This window comes from Xanthomonas sp. WHRI 10207 (assembly GCF_040202975.1).
In the GTDB taxonomy this organism is placed as follows: Bacteria; Pseudomonadota; Gammaproteobacteria; order Xanthomonadales; family Xanthomonadaceae; genus Xanthomonas.
The window spans coordinates 944,601-962,907 of record NZ_JBEGDX010000002.1; the positions used below are offsets into that span (position 1 = coordinate 944,601).

Sequence of the window (18,307 nt, forward strand, 5' to 3'; positions counted from 1 at the left end):
AAGGAAACGTTAGGATGTCCGCCGTTCTGCAGGGAGAGTGTGGTGAGCAAGCAATCGTATGGGCACGGCGGCACACGCAGCGCACGCGCGCCGTGGCTGGTGAAGATCACGTCGCCCGTGCACTTCGCTGCGACGCTGGCCCTGGGCGCCTGGCTGCAACGGCGGTTCGATCTGCCCTTGCCGCCGCCCGACCTGTTGGCCTGGATCGAACTGCTTGGCGGCATCGTCGCCTGCCTGGGCTTGGCCCTGGCCATCAATTGCTTTGTGCTGTTCGCGCGCCGTCGCACCACCATCCTGCCGAGCGGCCATCCCTCGCAGCTGGTCCTGACCGGGCCGTACCGCTTTACCCGTAATCCGATGTATCTGGCCCTGATCCTGAGCTATCTGGGCCTGACCGTGCAGATGGGCTATCTGTGGGGCGTGCTGCTGCTGCCGCTGCCGTGGCTGGCGCTGCAGTTCTACCTGATCCCGTTCGAAGAAGGCCGCCTGCGCGCCGAATTCGGCCGCGCCTACACCGCGTACTGCACGCGCGTCCGCCGCTGGCTCTGACGCGCAACGCGCGGGTCGCGCCGCGTCGCGCAATGCGGCGGCGGTTTGGCAGGCAGGGCCGCCGGTAACTCCCTGGCGCCAGCGATAAATTCTTCCAATCGTTGCCGCGACTGTTTCGTCCGAAAACGCGATTCTGGCTGATCTTTTGCTGCGCCTCCGGCACCGTCGTGGGCTGTCGCAGCGTGTGAGATGAATGGGCCCTAGCGTGGGGCTCCGCAACGCCTGACCCCATCACGCGTTCATCATTCAAATCCCATAACTATCGCGCTATGAGAATCGAAGTCTGGCAAGGCGACATCACCGAACTCGACGTTGACGTCATCGTCAACGCCGCAAACGAATCACTGCTGGGTGGCGGCGGCGTCGATGGCGCCATCCATCGTGCTGCCGGCCCACGTCTGCTGCACGCTTGTGAAGCGCTGCCGCAGGTGCGCCCGGGCGTACGCTGCCCCACCGGCGAAATCCGCATCACTGAAGGCTTCGATCTGAAGGCGCGCCATGTGTTTCATACCGTGGGCCCGGTGTGGCGCGACGGCAAGCACAACGAGCCGGAGCAACTGGCCAACTGTTATTGGCAGTCGCTCAAACTTGCCGAGCAAATGATGCTGCATTCGATCGCGTTCCCGGCCATCAGCTGCGGCATCTATGGTTACCCGCTGTACCAGGCCGCACGGATTGCCGTGACCGAAACCCGTGACTGGCAGCGTTCGCACAAGGTGCCCAAGCACATCGTGCTGGTGGCCTATAACGAGGCGACCTACAAGGCGTATCAGCAGGCACTGGCAACGCAGGACACCGCAGCCGCCTGATCGCTACGCAATGCAGGTTGCACTGACGAGCGCCGCAAGGCGCTCGTTGCGTTTCGGTCAGTGGAATCACATCGTCGTCTTTCAACCGCGCCACTACCGTGCAGCAGTCCTGATGCACGGCCTCAGCTCGCCCGATCGCACCAGGAGCGGCTGACAAACGGAGCGAGCGTCAGGCGAGTGCGCACAGCGCCGAGGAACTACGGTGCCCGCACCGGTGCATGCCGATCCAGGCACCCGCCCGCCATACCCGCCCGGCGAAGGCGCAGTGTTTTGTGCGTTGCGGCTGCGTTGCGCAGAGCTGGCCCGCACCTGGGCGCAGTCAACCCGCACGTCGACACCCAATAAAAAACGCCGGCATCGCTACCGGCGTTCTGGTCTTACCGGCGATGCAGCCTTGCGGCCGCCATCACTCGATCAGCCCTTCCACTTGCCCAGTGCGGCCAGGCCGTTTTCCTTGGCGCGCTCATAGATGATCTGCTGCGCCTTGGCGAAGTTGCCGGTCATGTCCTTGGCCCACAGCTTCAGTGCGGCCTGCTGCATCGCGCGGCCGTAGGAGAAGCTCAGCGGCCACGGCAGGTTGCCGAGCTGGTGCATTTCGTTGAGGTGCGCGGTGGACTGCTCGTCGGTCTGGCCGCCGGACAGGAACACGATGCCCGGCAGGATCGCCGGCACGGTCGACTTCAGGCACATCACGGTGGACTCGGCCACTTCCTCGACGCTGGCCTGCTCTTCGCAGCCCTTGCCGGAAATGACCATAGAGGCCTTCAGGATGGTGCCTTCGAGCACGACGTTCTGCTCATACAGCGCGCCAAACAGCGAGCGCAGCGTGGCTTCGGTGACTTCGTAGCAGGTCTCGATGTCGTGGCTGCCGTCCATGATCACTTCCGGCTCCACCATCGGCACCAGGCCCTGCTCCTGGCACAGCGCGGCGTAACGCGCCAGCGCATGCGAATTGGCCTCGATGCAGGTGCCGGAGGGGATGTCTTCGCCGATGTTGATGACCGCACGCCACTTGGCGAACCGCGCGCCCAGCGTGTAGTACTCCTCCAGACGTGCACGCAGGCCGTCCAGACCTTCGGTGACCAGTTCGCCCGGCATGCCGGCCAGCGGCTGCGCGCCCTTGTCGACCTTGATGCCCGGGATGATGCCGTGCTCGGCCATGTACTTGGCGAACGGCACGCCGTCCTTGGTCTTCTGACGGATGGTCTCGTCGAACAGGATGGCGCCGGAGATGTAATCGCTCAGCTTGGGCGTGGTCAGCAGCAGTTCGCGGTAAGCGCGGCGGTTTTCTTCGATGTTCTCGATGCCGACGCTGGCAAAACGCTTTGCGATTGTGCTGGTCGACTCGTCGATGGCGATGATGCCCTTGCCCGGGGCAACCATGGCCTGGGCGGTTTCGGCAAGCTGTTCGATGCTCATGTAGTTCCTGTGGCAGCTGCGGGGGAGAACGAAAGTATAGCGACGAAAGTCGTACACATTCCTTCACGGAATGCCTGCAACCGATTACACCTTGCCTGCGTGACAGGATGTGTGGCGTCGCTCGCATCGCGCTGCACAAGGCGCCATCGCTGTGGTGTGTGGTTGCCGACGCTTGCACAAGCGCATGCGGCCATCGCGTCGGCATGCATCACCGCTGTGTTGCAGGCAGCGCTGCACTTGCGCCGCGATCACCGCAGCAGCGTGCGTAGAACATCCGATCTGCATGCACAATCGTGTGCGTCGAACGTGCTGGCATCGCGGTTGCCACGTTGATCGATTACGCCCATACGTGGACAGGCGCAGGTCGTGTCCCTACGAAGACGTGCCGCGCGACAGCCGTTTTGTCGGCAGCATCTCCGCATCTGGAGCGCGATGGCCGCCAAGCAGATGCCGCCGATGATCCAGGCCTGCTGAATCAAGCCACGCACGATGGAATCCGTGTGCGATCAGCGACATGCAACGCACCCGCGGTGCGTACGCCACACGGCGCGCAGACCGGTGCATGACACGCCACCACACCTGACTCATCAAACCTCACACAGCACAACGGCGACCCGAAGGCCGCCGCGTACAGGATGCTTGCTGTTCAACACACCGCGGACGTCAATCGACGTCCGCGGCGGGTCGGCAGTGCGTTACAGCTCGCCCAGACCGGTGGCGCGGCCGTCTTCGCCCACTTCCAGCAGGCGCAACGTGTTCGTGGCGCCGTGCATTTCCATGTGCTCGCCGCTGGTGAACACCACGCGGTCGCCCGGGCCCATGCGCTCGTTTTCCACCAGCAGGCGGATGGCCGCACGTGCGGCTTCGCGCGGGGTCAGGCCGCGGCTGTCGAAGCTGATCGGGAACACACCGCGCATCATCGCCATCTGGCGACGCGCGCCATCGTGACGGGTGAAGGCGTAGATCGGCATATTGGAGCGGAAGCGCGACAGGAAGCGCGGCGTGCCGCCGGATTCGGTCAACGCCACCACGCCGCCCAGGCCGATGTGCTCGGACAGGAACATGGTCGCCATGGCGATCGCCTGATCGGCGCGCTGCAGGTTGCGTTGCGCCGCTTCAAAGTCGGTATCGAATTCGAACTGGTGCTCGGCACCCAGGCAGATGCGTGCCATCGCTTCCACCGCGCGCACCGGATAGGCGCCGGCGGCGGTTTCGGCCGACAACATCACCGCGTCGGTGCCGTCGATGACCGCGTTGGCCACGTCCAGCACTTCGGCGCGGGTCGGGATCGGGCTTTCGACCATCGACTGCAGCATCTGCGTGGCAGTGATCACCACCTTGTTCTGCGCCAGCGACTCGCGAATGATCTTCTTCTGCAGACCCGGCAATTCGGCATCGCCGATTTCCACGCCCAGATCGCCGCGCGCCACCATCACCACGTCAGAGGCTTCGACGATTTCGACCAGATTTTCGATCGCTTCGGTGCGCTCGATCTTGGACACCAGCTGCGCATCGCAGCCGTGCTGCTGGGCGATCTGACGCGCGTCGTGCATGTCCTGCGCATTGCGGCAGAACGACACCGCGATGAAGTCCACGCCGATCTTGGCGACGATGCCGATCAGCTCCTTGTCGCGCTCGGTCAGCGCGCCCAGCGACAGACCGCCGCCCTGCTTGTTCAAGCCCTTGCGGTCGGACAGCACACCATCGTTGAGCACGGTGGTGACGATGCGCGCGCCCTGCACGTCGGTGACCTGCAACTGCACCAGGCCGTCGTCGAGCAGCAGCACGTCGCCGGCCACCACGTCCTGCGGCAGACCCAGGTAGCTCACGCCCACCTGATTCTGGTCGCCGGCCGGCGCATTGACATCGGCCACCAGGTCGAAGCGCGCGCCCATGGTCAGCTTGATCTTGCCTTCGGCAAAGCGTTCGATACGGATCTTCGGGCCCGGCAGGTCGGCCAGGATGCCCACTTCGGCACCGGCGCGCGCAGCGGCGGCACGCACTTCGGCGGCGCGCTTGGCTTGGCCCGACGGGTCGCCGTGGCTGAAGTTGAGGCGCACCACGTTGACGCCCGCCTTGAACAAAGCGTCCAGCACACCGGGCGCGTCCGTTGCCGGTCCGAGGGTGGCGAGGATCTTGGTGCGGCGTTGACGTTCTTTCATGATGGCCTCCCTGTAAAAGCCGCGAAACTTAACACACACGTCACGTACCGAGGATGGCATTGCGGCATAGCCACCCTCTTATTCCGGCATGTCTTACAGACAGTGCGGGACAGTACGTCCGTTTACGCACGCGTTGCACTGGGCAACGCGATGCGGTCGCCACCCTAACCCGGTGGCAGTGAAGAGCGTTCTGCGGCATTACGCTGCGCAACGCGCAGGCATCGACCAAACGAGCGCCACCGCCGATGCGTAGCGCTCACGCGTGGATCAACTGGGTCAATTGCGCCGGCGTGTGTGCAATGGCGCCGGCACCTGCGGTGCGCAGTTCGGCCTCGTCGCCAAAGCCCCACAACACACCGATGCTGTGGATGCCGTGGTGATTGGCGCCATCGATATCCATGCGACGGTCGCCGATCATCACGCAGCCGGTCTTGTCGATCTCAAGGCGGCGCAGTGCTTCGGCGATCAGGTCCGGCTTGAAGCGGCGTTCGCCATCTTCGCTGGCACCGATCACATTCTCGAAGCACGCACCAAACGGCAGGTGCTCGACGATGCGGCGTGCGTACCGCTCGTTCTTGGAGGTGACCACGGCCAGGCGATGGCCGGCGCGTTGCAGGCCGGTGACCACCTCGCCGATGCCATCGAACACGCTGAGTTCGGTCCAGCCCACCGCGTCGTAGCGCTCGCGGTAGAGGCCCAACGCGCGCTGCACCAGCTCCGGATCCTGCGGAAAACACTCGGTAAAGCTGTCGCGCAACGGCGGGCCGATCCAGGCACGCAAGGTCTGCGCCGATGGACGCGGCTGGCCCACGGCATCGAAGGCATGCACGATGCTGGCGACGATACCCGGTTCCGAATCCACCAGCGTGCCGTCCAGATCGAAGAACAGCGTGGCTGCACTCACTTGCCGCGGGCCTCGAGTGCGGCCACGGCCGGCAAGGTTTTGCCTTCCAGAAATTCCAGGAACGCGCCGCCACCGGTGGAGATGTAGGTCACGTCCTTGGCGATGTCGTACTTGTCCACCGCAGCCAGCGTGTCGCCGCCACCGGCGATGGAAAACGCCTTGGATGCAGCGATCGCGCGTGCCAGGGTTTCGGTGCCGTGGCTGAAGGGCTCGAATTCGAACACACCGACCGGCCCGTTCCACACCACCGTGCCGGCATTGGCGATCATCTCGGCATAGTGCTGCGCGGTCTGCGGGCCGATGTCGAGAATCAGGTCGTCCGCCTCGACGGCATCGAGCGACTTCACCGTGGCTTGCGCATCGGGCAGGAACTGCTTGGCGACGACCACGTCGGTGGGCAGCGGAATCTCTGCGCCGCGCGTTTTGGCATCGGCCACGATCTGGTTGGCGGTCGGAATCAGATCCGGCTCGTTCAAGGACTTGCCCACCGCATACCCGGCAGCGGCGATAAAGGTGTTGGCGATACCGCCACCGACGATCAGCTGGTCGACCTTGTTGACCAGGTTGGAGAGTAGCTCCAGCTTGGTCGAGACCTTGCTGCCGGCCACGATCGCCAGCAGCGGCTTGGCCGGGTTATCCAGCGCCTTGGCCAGCGCATCGAGTTCGGCCATCAGCAGCGGGCCACCGGCGGCCACCGGCGCGAAGCGGATCACCCCATGCGTGGACGCCTGCGCACGATGCGCGGTGCCAAAGGCATCCATGACAAACACATCGCACAGCGCGGCATATTTGCGTGCCAGGGTCTCGTCGTCCTTGCCCTCGCCAACATTCATGCGGCAATTTTCCAACAGCACCACCTGGCCCGGCGCGACCTCCACACCGTCCACCCAATCGCGCACCAGGCTGACTTCGACACCGAGCAAAGTGGTCAGCCGCGCGGCGACCGGCGCCAGCGAATCTTCTTCGCTCCAGCTGCCTTCCTTCGGGCGACCCAGGTGCGAGGTGACCATCACCGCCGCGCCTTTTTCCAACGCCAGCTTGAGGGTGGGCACCGAGGCGGTGATGCGCTGCTCGGAGGTGATCTGGCCGTTGTCGATCGGCACGTTGAGATCCTGGCGGATCAGCACGCGCTTGCCGGAAAGATCGAGGTCGGTCATACGGACAACTGACATGGGCTTGGCTCGCTAAGTCTGGGGATTAGGGAATCGGGATTAGGGATTGGTACACGGCGCCGCGCCTGCGTTGGACGCGTGCGTGCACGCTCTGTGGGCGGAGGAAATCACGCTACTGCGCCGCCTTGACGGGGCAGCGCCTTGCAAAGATGCCGCCATTGCAACTGCGGCCGACACCAACGGCAGCCGATTAGAGACGCAGTGCAATGCGACCGCCTTGGCGGCGGGGATTGGGTCATCAGGAGTCGGGATGGGCGCGCCGTACCGCAACGAGGCAGTGCGCTGGACGGGCGCTGCCGCACATGCGGATGGCGCCAACTGTGATCGGTCGAACACGACGGGCAATGCGGCTGCCTCGGCGACGGGGGATACCCATTGTCCGGCCTTCGCAGCAAAGCGGCAAACCCGCATCGCCCGCACACCGCTGGCGACAGCGCGACAGCGCGGCGTTAAAGCGGCCGCTCCGTACCGGATTTGCGCAGCAGACTGGCCGCAAAACCGCCGACCAGCAAGGCGCCACCGACCAGCAGCGCCCAGAGCAGCCATTGTTTCCAGTCGCGCGGCGTGGCGGCCGGCTGCAGTGCCGCATCGCCGGCAAGCGGCTGTGCCTGCGCGGCCATGCTGGCCTGCACGGGCTGCCACTGCATCCCGCGCTGCTGCCGCAGCGCCTGCAGCATCGAGGCCAATGGCGCGTCGCCACGTTGCACGCGCGCGCTGCCAGCGACGAGCGCATACGGCGGCTGCCCCTGCGCAAGAAACATCAATCGCTCCGGTTGATACCCCGCGCGCAAGGTCGGCACCGCGGTGCTGCGGCCCTGGGCAGCCACCAATCGCCACTGGCGATCGCGCACGGGCGCGGACAACAGCTGCGGTGGCGAGGCGCCATTGCCAAGCCGATACGCCAACCATGGCCCGGCGCGACGCGACCATGGCGCATCGTCGGCATCGCGGCTTTCCACGATCCATTCCACCGCCTCGGCCACACCGCCGCCCACATCCAGCTGCGTGATCGGAAAGCGACCTGGCACGACATAGGTCACGCCGGTGTCCTGGGCAGTGCCCTGCAAGTCCAGCCAGGACAGTTGGGTGGGCGCAACCGCACCATCCACTTCCGCATCGACCGCGCGCAACGGCGGCAAGCTGCCCGATACCGGCACGATGCGCAGGTATTTTGCGCCGTCGTCCAGCGCAATGCGGCGTTGCTGCAGCCGCTGCGCCTGATTGTCCAAGGCCATGACTGTTGCATCGGAAGCGAGCACACGCCAGTCGCGCAGATCGTCGCTGCCCTCTACACGCAGCTGCGCCTGCACCGGCGTATTGCCCTCCCAGTCCAGCAACAACGCACGCGGGCGATCGCGCAATGCGCTGGCGTCGATCAACCAGCTGCCACCGACGCCGGGCGCTGCTGGCGTACCGGTTGCAAAGCGGCCTTCCAGCCGCCGCACCGCCCCGCTGGCATCGCGCTCGGCGATCAACTGCAGATCGCCGTTGGCCGGCGCAGCGCCTTCGGGCAATGCGAACAACGGCAACCGCTGCCGACGCGATGCGGATGGCACAGCGGCGACGGGCAGCGGCGCGGTGGGCATCTCTTCGCCACGCGCGTCGATCACCGTGACATCGCCTAATTCCGCATCGACTGCGCTGCGATAGACCGCTTCGTTCAAGGTCAGCTGATACATACCGGCGTCGGAGCCGGCCACCTGCAGCGGCCACTGCTGCCGATAGTCCTGCCGCACATCGGCCGCCTGCGCCATCAGCGGCACCAGCAGCACCCATCCCCAATGTTTCGTACTCATGCCTGATCCTTTGCCGCGCCATCGTCGTCGACAGCGCGCTCTTCAATCGCCGGACGCGGCGGCGCCGGCGCCAGATACCCCACCACCGTACACAACAGGCCGTAGGCCATGAACGAGCCGATGCCGAGCAGATTGCCCAGATGCTGGCGATCGACCAGCACCAACTTGGCCAGCACCAGGCCCATCAGCAAGGCACCGCCCAGCCACAGTCCGCGCTGCCCGCGACGCGAGCCGACCACCCAACCCAGCACACCCAGCACGCTCCAGACGATGGTCAGGCTGGTCTGCGACACCGTCGCGCCCACCAGCGCGGCATTCCACGGCACACCGCCCCAGTGATGCACGCTGTGCAAGGTGCTGCCGGTGATCAACACCCAGCCCAGCACACCGAGCGCAGTGACGCGCCGACCTTGCAGGATCGCCGGCGCGTGCGTCGACCACGCCCAGCGCGCGACCAAGGCAAGCACCGCCAGCTGCGCCAGTTCGGCCGGATTGAGCAAGGGCACCCAGGGCAATGGCGCGGCGCTGACCGGATCCAGCAATGCGAGTAGCCAACCGATACCCAATACCGCGAACACGCAGCTCAGCAACCCGGTGCGCGCAGGATCGAAGCGCGCCCCCTGCGGCCAGGTCAGCCACGGCCAGCGCAGCAAGCCCACGGTCGCCACGGCAAGCCACGGCACCGCCAGCAAGGCGCAGCGCCAGCCGTTGGCAAGCGCAAACGCATCGGCCAGCCAGGCCGCACCCAACGACACCACCGACGGCCACAACAGCCACCAGATGAACTGCGCGACCACGGCGCCTGCACCAGGCTGCATCCGCAGGCACCACAACGCCCGCGTGCCTGCCAGCGCAAACGCCAGCCAGGCCAGGGCACCCCAATGCGCGAAGGGCTGCGTATGCGCATGGTTCTGCCACAGCGCCAACGGCGCGGCCAGCGCCAGACCCGCCATGACCGTCCACACCAATGCAGGTGCAGGACGACGACGGTGCACCTCGGCCGCCAGCCATACGCTGAACGCGACGAAGCCCAGCAGCAGATCCGGCTCGCTGCGCAGATCACCGGCAAAGCGCAGGATTTCGTGCACCCCGCACATGGTCCACCAGCCCAGCCCCCACAGATACGCCACCAGCGCGCTCCGCCGATAACCCGCATCGCGCAGGAACCAGGCACTGGCCCAGCCGGCAATGGCGATCAGCAAGCTGCTCGTGCAGGTGGCATTGGCCACCGCCACGCTGTCGTAGCGCCACGCATCCACACCGAAGGCCACGCCCACCGCCGCAAGCAGCTGCAAGGCCACACCGCTGATCTGCGAGATGCGTCGCTGCTGACGCAGGCCCAGCCACAACAACCCCACGCCTTCCAGCGCGAACACGCTGGCGGTGGCACGCGCCGACAACGCCAACGGCACTGCCAGCGTCGCAAAGCCGACGGCCAGCATCGCGTGCGCCTGGCCCAGCAAGCGTGTGGAGACACGCCGCAGCAACCAGCTCGCAAGACCTGCATACAACGCCGCCACGGCGACGGCGCACAACGCCAACGGCAGTCGATCGCCTTCCAGCAAACGCGCCTGCAACGCAAAGGCGACCAACGGCGTGCCGAACAACAGGCTGCCATCGATGAGCTTGCCCGCACTGCCGTCGCCGCGCCGCGCATGCAGCACCGGAATCGCGACATACATGGCGAAGAACAGCAACAAGAACGGCTCGGTGCTGGCGAATTTTGCAGGGGTGTACTGCAGCGCGCCCCACAGCGTGCCGATGCCGAACGTAAAGGCAAATCCAAGCAGGTTGAGCACGCGCCATGGCCGCGTCCACGCAATCGCCACAATGCCGGCGTTGAGCACGGCGTAATACGAAAACAGCCCGACATGATTGCCGCTACCGGTGGACAGCCAGATTGGCGCAAGAAACCCGGCCAGCACGCCCAATACCGCCAACGTACGCGAGTCCTGCACCACCGCCAGCACGCACATGCCGGCAATCAGCACCACGCTGATGCCCATCGCCAGCCCGGCGCCCAGCAAGCTGTACAACTTGAATGCCGCAAACACCGTCAGCAACAAGCCGCCGATCGCACCGCCCTGCAACGCCAACGCAAACCCGGGCCGCTGCAGCCGCTGCTTCCAGCCGAATACCAGACCGGCCAGCGCCAGCACGCTGATGCCGGCCAACCGCAGCTCGACCGGCATGCGCATCCAGCCCTGATCGCTGGCGTACTTCAACAACGACGCCACGCCGGCCAGCAACACCAGCATGCCGACCTTGACCGGCACATTGCCTTCGGTAAACCAGCGCTTCACCGCGCCGATGGCGCGCGTGATCGGGTCCGGTTGCGCTGGCAGCGCAGGCAATTCCTGCGCTTGCTGTGGCAGTCCTTGTGGCTCCGACGGCGACGATTGCGCTTGCCAGCTGGACGCAGGCGCATCTTCCGCTGTTGGACCGGTTACCGACGCTGCAGGCGCGTCTGCTGGCAGTGTTGGCGGCGCCTGCATCACAGGCGCAGACGGCGAAATGCGACTCGACGCACTCGGCAAATCGAATGCGTCAGGTACTGCCGCGTCGGAACTGGAGGTGTTCAATGCGGACGTGTCGCCCGGCTGCGCCCATGCGTCTGTCGGCGCAGAAGCCTGCCTCTCGGCCGCACGCGCTGCCGCATCCGCAGGCACATTCCCCGCCTGCCAGTACGCAAGCCGCTGCTCCAGCGCATCCACCCGCCGCCGCAGCCCGGCAATCCACACCAGCGCGATCACCACGCCCACCGGCACTGCGAGCAGCACCAGGGCCACCAGCACGATTATCGTTTCCAACGCCTATCCCCTAGCCGGCATCCGGCCGACTCTAGCGCCGCCATGCTACTCGGCGTACGCACGAAAGTCGGCATCGCCGCGCATAAGCGCCCGACAAGACGCTGCACCCAAGACGACCTGGACGGTAAAGCAGATGGCTCGCGTACCGGGTGCCTGCGTCTTGCAGTAAAGCCAGCCGCGCAGCTTGCGCATGCCATGGGGCGGACAATACGTCTCGGGGACACCCGCGGCGTTACATCCACGCCTCACCGGGCCTGCCACCGGAACGAGCGAAACGCCCATAAAAAAACCCCGGACTAGCCGGGGTTTTTTGCACGACTTCAGAACTTACTTCGCAACAACGCGCACCATTTCCAGGCACTTGTTGGAGTAGCCCCACTCGTTGTCGTACCAGGACACCAGCTTGACGAACGTCGAGTCCAGCGCGATGCCGGCGTCGGCGTCGAACACCGAGGTGCAGGTCTCGCCGCGGAAATCGGTGGCCACGACCTTGTCTTCGGTATAGCCCAGGATGCCCTTCAGCGCGCCTTCGCTCTGTGCCTTCACTTCGGCGCAGATCTCGGCGTAGGTGGCCGGCTTTTCCAGTTCGACCGTGAGGTCGACCACCGAGACGTCCGAGGTCGGCACGCGGAAGCTCATGCCGGTGAGCTTCTTGTTGAGCTCGGGAATCACCACGCCCACGGCCTTGGCAGCGCCAGTGGAGGACGGAATGATGTTTTCCAGAATGCCGCGACCACCGCGCCAGTCTTTGTTCGACGGGCCGTCCACGGTCTTCTGCGTGGCCGTGGCCGCGTGCACGGTGGTCATCAGGCCGCGCTTGATGCCCCACTTGTCGTTGATGACCTTGGCCAACGGCGCCAGACAGTTGGTGGTGCACGAGGCGTTGGAGACGATCGCCTCGCCCTTGTAGGTCTTGTCGTTGACGCCGTAGACGAACATCGGTGTGTCGTCCTTGGACGGAGCCGACAGGATCACCTTCTTGGCGCCCGCGTCGATATGCTTCTGCGCGGTTTCCTTGGTCAGGAACAGGCCGGTGGATTCGATCACCACGTCGGCGCCCACGGCATCCCACTTGAGGTTGGCCGGGTCGCGCTCCTGGGTCAGGCGGATCTTCTTGCCGTTGACGATCAGGGTGTTGCCGTCGACCGACACCTCGGCCTTGAAGCGGCCGTGCACCGAGTCGTACTGCAGCATGTAGGCCAGGTAGTCGGGCTCGAGCAGGTCATTGATGGCCACGATCTCGATGTCATTGGCGAAGTTCTGCACCGCAGAGCGCAGCACGTTGCGTCCGATGCGACCGAATCCGTTGATGCCAACCTTGATTGCCATGTTCACTAGCTCCTGCGGCCGCGACAGCGCGGCGGATGGAAAGGGGCTGACATTCTAACAGCGTCCTCCCTGGACGGCCGTGCTGTTGCGTGTGGGCGGGGGCTCGGGATCGGTCATTGCCTGACTTCAACCCGTCCGCGGTGCCCCTTGTCCAGTTCGGCGGACGCCGGTGCACGGCGTTCTGCGTTGCGCTTGATGTCGCGACTCGCTTGCCGACCTTGTCCACTGATCCCCCTGCAGCGTCCCGCGCGCAAATCGCGTCATCGGGGCCAAGCGTCATCCAACGCACCGAATCAACGCATACGCTTTATTTTCCAAATACTTACAATTCAACTAACTACGCCGAAAAGCGTATTCATGCATATGCCGAACAGCAGCATTTCGGCGCTCCGTGGATTTCGATACTGGCTCTGCCTGCTGAGGCACCCAATCAACTACACGGAGATTCCCATGCGTCGCACCCTGTTCTCTCTGGCTTTGGCTCTGGCTGCCACCCCGGCGCTGGCCGCTGGCGTGATGCATTACACCGAAAAGGCAGCGCTGCCCGTCGACGGTGAAGCACGTGAAGTCGCCGCGCTGTTCGACACCTGGAACGCTGCACTGGCGACAGGCAACCCGCACAAGGTGGCCGATCTGTATGCACCGGACGGCGTGCTGCTGCCGACGGTCTCCAACGAAGTGCGCGCCTCGCGCGAGCAGATCGAAAACTACTTCGAAATGTTCCTGACCAAAAAGCCCAAGGGCGTGATCAATTACCGCACCGTGCGTGTGCTCGATGACGACAGCGCGGTGGATGCCGGCGTCTACACCTTCACGCTGACCGACAAGAGCGGCAAGAAGAGCGATGTGCAGGCGCGCTACACCTTCGTCTACGAAAAGCGCGACGGCAAGTGGCTGATCATCAACCACCACAGCTCGGCGATGCCGGAAGTGGATGCGCCTCAGGTCGCCAAGGCCAAGTAAATGCGGGCGCCTCGGAGTACGCCGCCCGCTGTCTGCGGCCTCCCGCGCGCCACCGTCGGCACACCTCCCCCGCCGACGGTGGCGCGGCCCGCAGCGCATTGCACATCCGACCTGCGACCTGCATGCGATGACCGCCACGGCGCGCAGCGCTGCTGCCATTGCGCAGCGACGCTGCAGTCCACGCATGACCACCCGCATCGCGATGCCCCGGCGCGTAGTGGCCTTGGTTTGATCAGGATCAAGGCGGCAGCCGCGCAAACCTACAAGACTTCGTCCAACCCCTGCACACAACGAGAATCTCTATGCGTATGCGCTCTACCCTTCTGCTCGCCGGCCTGGCCGCCAGCCTTGCCAGCGTCCCCGCACTGGCTCAATCCAAAGGCGACTGGACCGTTGCCGTCGGCGCGCACCAGGTTGCTCCTAAATCCGACAATGGCCGCCTGGTCGGCGGCACGCTCGAAGCGGACGTGGGCAAGGACATCAAACCGACCTTTACCGCGGAGTACTTCATCGCCGACAACCTGGGCATCGAGGTACTGGCAGCGCTGCCGTTCGAGCACGACATCGCTCTGCGTGGGCTGGGCCGCGTCGGTAGCACCAAGCATCTGCCGCCGGTAGTGTCGCTGCAGTACCACTTCAACAGCCAGGGCAAGGTGTCGCCGTTCGTCGGCGCCGGCATCAATTACACGCGGTTCTTCAGCACCGACACCCGCGGCGCATTGGCCGGCAGCCAGCTGGAACTGGACGATTCGTGGGGCCTGGCCCTGCACGCCGGGTTGGACTTCAAGCTCAGCGAGCGCGGCGCGCTGCGCGTCAACGCGCGCTGGATCGACATCGACAGCGAAGCACGCCTCAACGGCACCCGCATCGGCACGGTCAACATCGACCCGCTGGTCTATGGCGCGGCGTACGTCTACCGGTTCTAAGAGCAACTAACAAAAGGGCTGTGCTCACCGCCAGGCGGGTGCGGCCGGTGCTCGGTGCGGCATGTACCACGCGTACACGCTGCTTCCGAGCGCGCCGTCCACACCCACCTGACGACTACTCACTAGGTTCTGTTAGCCACTCTAAGTCACAGCAGCAAGCCCGGTGCATCTCTGGCACACTTGACGTCCAGGGACGTGCATCCACCGCCGGAGTTGCGGACAGGTCAGTCACGTCGAACGCCTGTCCGACCTACCGGGGATTCCATGAGCATGTTCATCCGTACCGCCCTCGCCATCGCATTGGCCGCTTCGGCCACTCCCGTGCTTGCACAGTCGGCCGGCCACTGGACGACCGGCTACGGCGCGGGCTACGTTTCGCCCAAGTCCGACAGCGGCAACTTCGGCGGCGCTCGCGCCGAGATCAAGGGCGCGCCCGCGCTGTCGTTCACCTACGAATACTTCATCCGCAACAATCTCGGTATCGAGGTGCATGCCGCCGTGGCAGGCAAGCACGATCTCGAGCTGGAAGGCGTCGGCAAGGTGGGCAGCTATTGGTCGGTGCCGCCCAGCGTGTTGTTGCAGTACCACATCAATGGCTACGGCACGGTGTCGCCTTTCGTGGGCGTGGGCATCAACTACACCACCTTCCTGGGCGAAGACACCGAGCAAGCGTTCGGCAATAGCGAGCTGCGGTTTGGCGACTCGGTCGGCGCCACCGCGCATGTCGGTGTGGACTTCATATTCAACGACCGCAGCGGGCTGCGCGTGGATGCACGCTGGACCGATTCGCGCAGCAATGTCGATTTCAACGGCGTGCGGCTTGGCAAGGCGCGGGTCGATCCGTTGACCTATGGCATCTCGTACCTGGTCTATTACTGATCGCGCTGCCACCGTCGCGTTGATGCGCGGCGACGTGGCAACAACAGCCATCAAACCGTCCCGGACGGTTGCGTACAATCGGGGGATGAAGACGTTCTCCCCCTCTCTTGTTGTGCTTGCCGTGGCGCTGACCGCGGCCACCCAGCCCGTCACCGCATTCGCCTGGGGCCCGCAGGGCCACCGTCTGGTGGCGCGCGTTGCCGAAACCGAATTGAGCCCGCAGGCGCGCGCGCAAGTGGCGCAATTGCTTGCCGGCGAGCCGGACCCGACATTGCATGGGGTCGCGAGCTGGGCCGATGAATTGCGCGAACACGATCCTGATCTGGGCAAGCGCTCGGGGCCGTGGCATTACGTCAACCTCGCCGAACACGACTGCGGCTATGCGCCGCCGCGCGATTGCCCGGATGGCAACTGCGTGATCGCCGCACTCGACCGCCAGACCGCCGTGCTTGCCGACCGTCGCCAGTCGCTGGACGCGCGTCGTCAGGCGTTGAAGTTTGTGGTGCATTTTGTCGGCGATATCCATCAGCCGATGCACGCCGGTTATGCGCACGACAAGGGCGGCAACGATTTCCAGCTGCAGGTCGACGGCAAGGGCAGCAACCTGCATGCGTTGTGGGATAGCGGCATGCTCAACGATCGCCACCTCAGCGACGATGCCTACCTGCAACGCCTGCTGGCGCTGCCTGCGGCCACGGCGGTCTCTCCCGTGCTGCCGCCGCCTGCTGCGGCCTGGGCGCAGGCGTCGTGCAAGATCGCCGTTACGCCGGGCGTGTATCCGGCAGCGCACGTGTTGCCGGCCAGCTACATCGCCACCTATCGTCCGATTGCCGAGACGCAGTTGCGGCTGGCGGGCGACCGCCTGGCCGCCGTCCTCAACGCCGCGTTGGCCACTCCCTAACGTGGATACAGCGATGCAGCCCGAGGTTCTTGCGTTCTTCCATGCCGACAGCAGCACCTTCACCTACGTGGTCGCCGATACGGCGTCCGGCGCGGCGGCGGTGATCGACCCGGCCCTGGACTATGCAGCGGACACCGGCGCCATCAGGACCCACACCGCGCAGGCCATCGTCGATGCCATCCGGCAACGCGGCTGGCACGTGCACTGGTTGCTGGAAACCCACGCGCATGCCGATCATCTGTCGGCCGCGCAGTGGTTGAAGCAACAGTGGCCCCAGGCGCGGGTCGGGATCGGCGAAGGAATTCGCCAGGTGCAGCAGACGCTGGCGTCGCGTTATGCGTTGCCGCAGCACTTTCGCCCAGATGGTTCGCAGTTCGACCATCTGTTTGCCGATGACGAACACTTTCTGCTCGGCGGCATCGAGGTGCGCGTTATCGCGGTACCCGGGCACACCAGCGACAGCATTGCGTATCTGATCGGCGATGCGCTGTTTCCCGGCGATTCGTTGTTCATGCCCGACGCGGGCACGGCGCGTTGCGACTTTCCCGGCGGCGATGCGCGGCAACTGTACGCATCGATCCAGCGCCTGTACGCACTTGCCGACGACACCCGCGTATTCGTCTGCCATGACTACGGCCCCGGTGGCCGGGCAGTGGCGCATCAGACCACCATTGGCGAGCAGCGGCGCAGCAATGTCCATGTGCGCGATGGCGTCGATGTCGAAGCATTCGTCGCCCAACGGCAGGCACGCGACGCCACCCTGCCCGAGCCGAAACTGATCCGGCCCGCATTACAGGCAAACCTTCAGGCGGGCCGCTGCGAGGACGTGGCTCCGTAGCGCCCGTTGGCGTTCGCCACGCCGGTCGGGCGCAGCCGCTATGATCGGTGCCTTCCCTCGGTTGGACATTCCCATGCGAACGATCGGTTTCTGGCAGAGCGCCCTGTGTGCGTTGATACTCGCTTTGCCCGTCCTGGCCGCTGCGCAGACCCCGCCGGTCACCGTATTCGCCGCCGCCAGCCTCAAAGAGTCGATGGACGAGGCCGCCGCCGCTTACGAAAAAGCCTCCGGTACGCCGGTGCGGGTGTCGTATGCGGCGAGTTCCGCATTGGCGCGGCAGATCGAACAAGGCGCACCGGCGGATGTGTTTTTCTCGGCCGACCTGGAATGGATGGACTACCTGCAGCAGCGCGGCCTGGTCGTGCCGGCGCAGCGCCGCAACCTGCTGGGCAATACGCTGGTGCTGATCGCACCGGCCACCAGTAAGGTGCGGGTGGATCCACGCACACCCGGCGGCATCGTCAAGGCGCTTGGCGAGAATGGACGCCTGGCAGTGGGCCAGACCAACAGCGTGCCGGCCGGCAAGTACGCCGCCGCCTCGCTGCGCAAACTGGGCCAGTGGGATGGGCTGAGCAACCGCCTGGCCGAATCGGAGAGCGTGCGTGCCGCGCTGATGCTGGTCTCGCGCGGCGAAGCGCCGCTGGGCATCGTCTATGGCTCGGACGCACGCGCCGACCCCAAGGTGCGCGTGGTCGCCACCTTTCCCGCAGACAGCCACGACGCCATCGTGTATCCGGTGGCGGTTCTGAAAAACAGCAGCACGCCCGATGCCGCCAAGTTCGTGCAGTGGCTGAGCAGCAAGCCGGCCAAGGCGATCTTCGTGCGTCGCGGCTTTTCGTTGACGGATTGA

Annotated in this window: 15 protein-coding genes and 2 other RNA genes; 9 read left to right on the top strand and 8 right to left on the bottom strand. The window is 65.2% G+C overall.

The genetic code is table 11. The features are described from left to right. Positions 1-42: 42 nt before the first annotated feature. Together ABQU90_RS09620 and ABQU90_RS09625 are read left to right on the top strand one after the other, a co-directional pair. Positions 43-549: a methyltransferase family protein gene (locus ABQU90_RS09620; RefSeq protein ID WP_055850303.1), complete on the top strand. Its 507-nt coding sequence runs from the start codon at positions 43-45 to the stop codon at positions 547-549. A 269-nt stretch (positions 550-818) separates the two neighbouring features. Beyond that, entirely contained in the window at positions 819-1,358 is a 540-nt protein-coding gene (locus ABQU90_RS09625; RefSeq protein WP_055848754.1) for an O-acetyl-ADP-ribose deacetylase, read from the top strand. A gap of 148 nt (positions 1,359-1,506) precedes the next feature. On the opposite strand, the gene ABQU90_RS09630 is transcribed toward ABQU90_RS09625, so the two are convergent. From ABQU90_RS09630 to gap, 8 genes are all read right to left on the bottom strand, one after another. Then, positions 1,507-1,578: non-coding RNA, sX9 sRNA (locus ABQU90_RS09630), on the bottom strand. A 194-nt stretch (positions 1,579-1,772) separates the two neighbouring features. Continuing rightward, positions 1,773-2,777 (bottom strand): class I fructose-bisphosphate aldolase, encoded by a 1,005-nt coding sequence (locus ABQU90_RS09635; protein WP_055848751.1) that lies wholly within the window; start codon positions 2,775-2,777, stop codon positions 1,773-1,775. A gap of 695 nt (positions 2,778-3,472) precedes the next feature. Next, positions 3,473-4,939 carry a pyruvate kinase gene (pyk, locus tag ABQU90_RS09640; protein WP_055848745.1) on the bottom strand — a complete coding sequence of 489 codons (1,467 nt, stop codon included), beginning with the start codon at positions 4,937-4,939 and terminating at the stop codon, positions 3,473-3,475. A gap of 256 nt (positions 4,940-5,195) precedes the next feature. Further along, the gene (locus ABQU90_RS09645; RefSeq protein ID WP_323522280.1) at positions 5,196-5,843 is read right to left on the bottom strand and encodes an HAD family hydrolase; all 648 of its coding nucleotides are present in this window, start codon (positions 5,841-5,843) and stop codon (positions 5,196-5,198) included. After that, positions 5,840-7,015, bottom strand: coding sequence for a phosphoglycerate kinase (locus ABQU90_RS09650; RefSeq protein ID WP_323522279.1), 1,176 nt, complete (start codon positions 7,013-7,015; stop codon positions 5,840-5,842). Before ABQU90_RS09650 ends, ABQU90_RS09645 begins: the two co-directional genes overlap by 4 nt. Positions 7,016-7,464: 449 nt before the next feature. Continuing rightward, the gene (locus ABQU90_RS09655) at positions 7,465-8,811 is read right to left on the bottom strand and encodes a DUF3999 domain-containing protein (RefSeq protein WP_323522278.1); all 1,347 of its coding nucleotides are present in this window, start codon (positions 8,809-8,811) and stop codon (positions 7,465-7,467) included. Beyond that, complete coding sequence (locus ABQU90_RS09660; RefSeq protein WP_323522277.1) at positions 8,808-11,621, bottom strand: DUF2339 domain-containing protein; 2,814 nt, start codon at positions 11,619-11,621, stop codon at positions 8,808-8,810. The genes ABQU90_RS09655 and ABQU90_RS09660 overlap by 4 nt, the downstream gene beginning before the upstream one ends. 327 nt (positions 11,622-11,948) lie before the next feature. After that, on the bottom strand, positions 11,949-12,950 hold the full coding sequence (gene gap / locus ABQU90_RS09665) for a type I glyceraldehyde-3-phosphate dehydrogenase (protein ID WP_005988872.1): 1,002 nt from the start codon (positions 12,948-12,950) through the stop codon (positions 11,949-11,951). 450 nt (positions 12,951-13,400) lie between these two features. Here gap and ABQU90_RS09670 point away from each other — a divergent pair, with 450 nt between their 5' ends. The 7 genes from ABQU90_RS09670 to modA all read left to right on the top strand — a co-directional run bounded on the left by ABQU90_RS09670 (position 13,401) and on the right by modA (position 18,307). Next, positions 13,401-13,913, top strand: coding sequence for an SgcJ/EcaC family oxidoreductase (locus ABQU90_RS09670; RefSeq protein ID WP_311260603.1), 513 nt, complete (start codon positions 13,401-13,403; stop codon positions 13,911-13,913). Between the two features lie 302 nt (positions 13,914-14,215). Next, positions 14,216-14,839 (top strand): OmpW/AlkL family protein, encoded by a 624-nt coding sequence (locus tag ABQU90_RS09675; RefSeq protein ID WP_055848732.1) that lies wholly within the window; start codon positions 14,216-14,218, stop codon positions 14,837-14,839. Positions 14,840-14,900: 61 nt separating this feature from the next. After that, positions 14,901-14,977: non-coding RNA, sX9 sRNA (locus ABQU90_RS09680), on the top strand. A gap of 126 nt (positions 14,978-15,103) precedes the next feature. Next, positions 15,104-15,718, top strand: a complete 615-nt coding sequence (locus ABQU90_RS09685) for an OmpW/AlkL family protein (protein ID WP_115513737.1) — start codon at positions 15,104-15,106, stop codon at positions 15,716-15,718. A 22-nt stretch (positions 15,719-15,740) separates the two neighbouring features. Next, the gene (locus tag ABQU90_RS09690; protein WP_407078777.1) at positions 15,741-16,619 is read left to right on the top strand and encodes a S1/P1 nuclease; all 879 of its coding nucleotides are present in this window, start codon (positions 15,741-15,743) and stop codon (positions 16,617-16,619) included. Between the two features lie 13 nt (positions 16,620-16,632). Beyond that, positions 16,633-17,457, top strand: coding sequence for an MBL fold metallo-hydrolase (locus ABQU90_RS09695; RefSeq protein ID WP_323522275.1), 825 nt, complete (start codon positions 16,633-16,635; stop codon positions 17,455-17,457). A 73-nt stretch (positions 17,458-17,530) separates the two neighbouring features. Then, on the top strand, positions 17,531-18,307 hold the full coding sequence (gene modA / locus ABQU90_RS09700) for a molybdate ABC transporter substrate-binding protein (protein ID WP_323522274.1): 777 nt from the start codon (positions 17,531-17,533) through the stop codon (positions 18,305-18,307).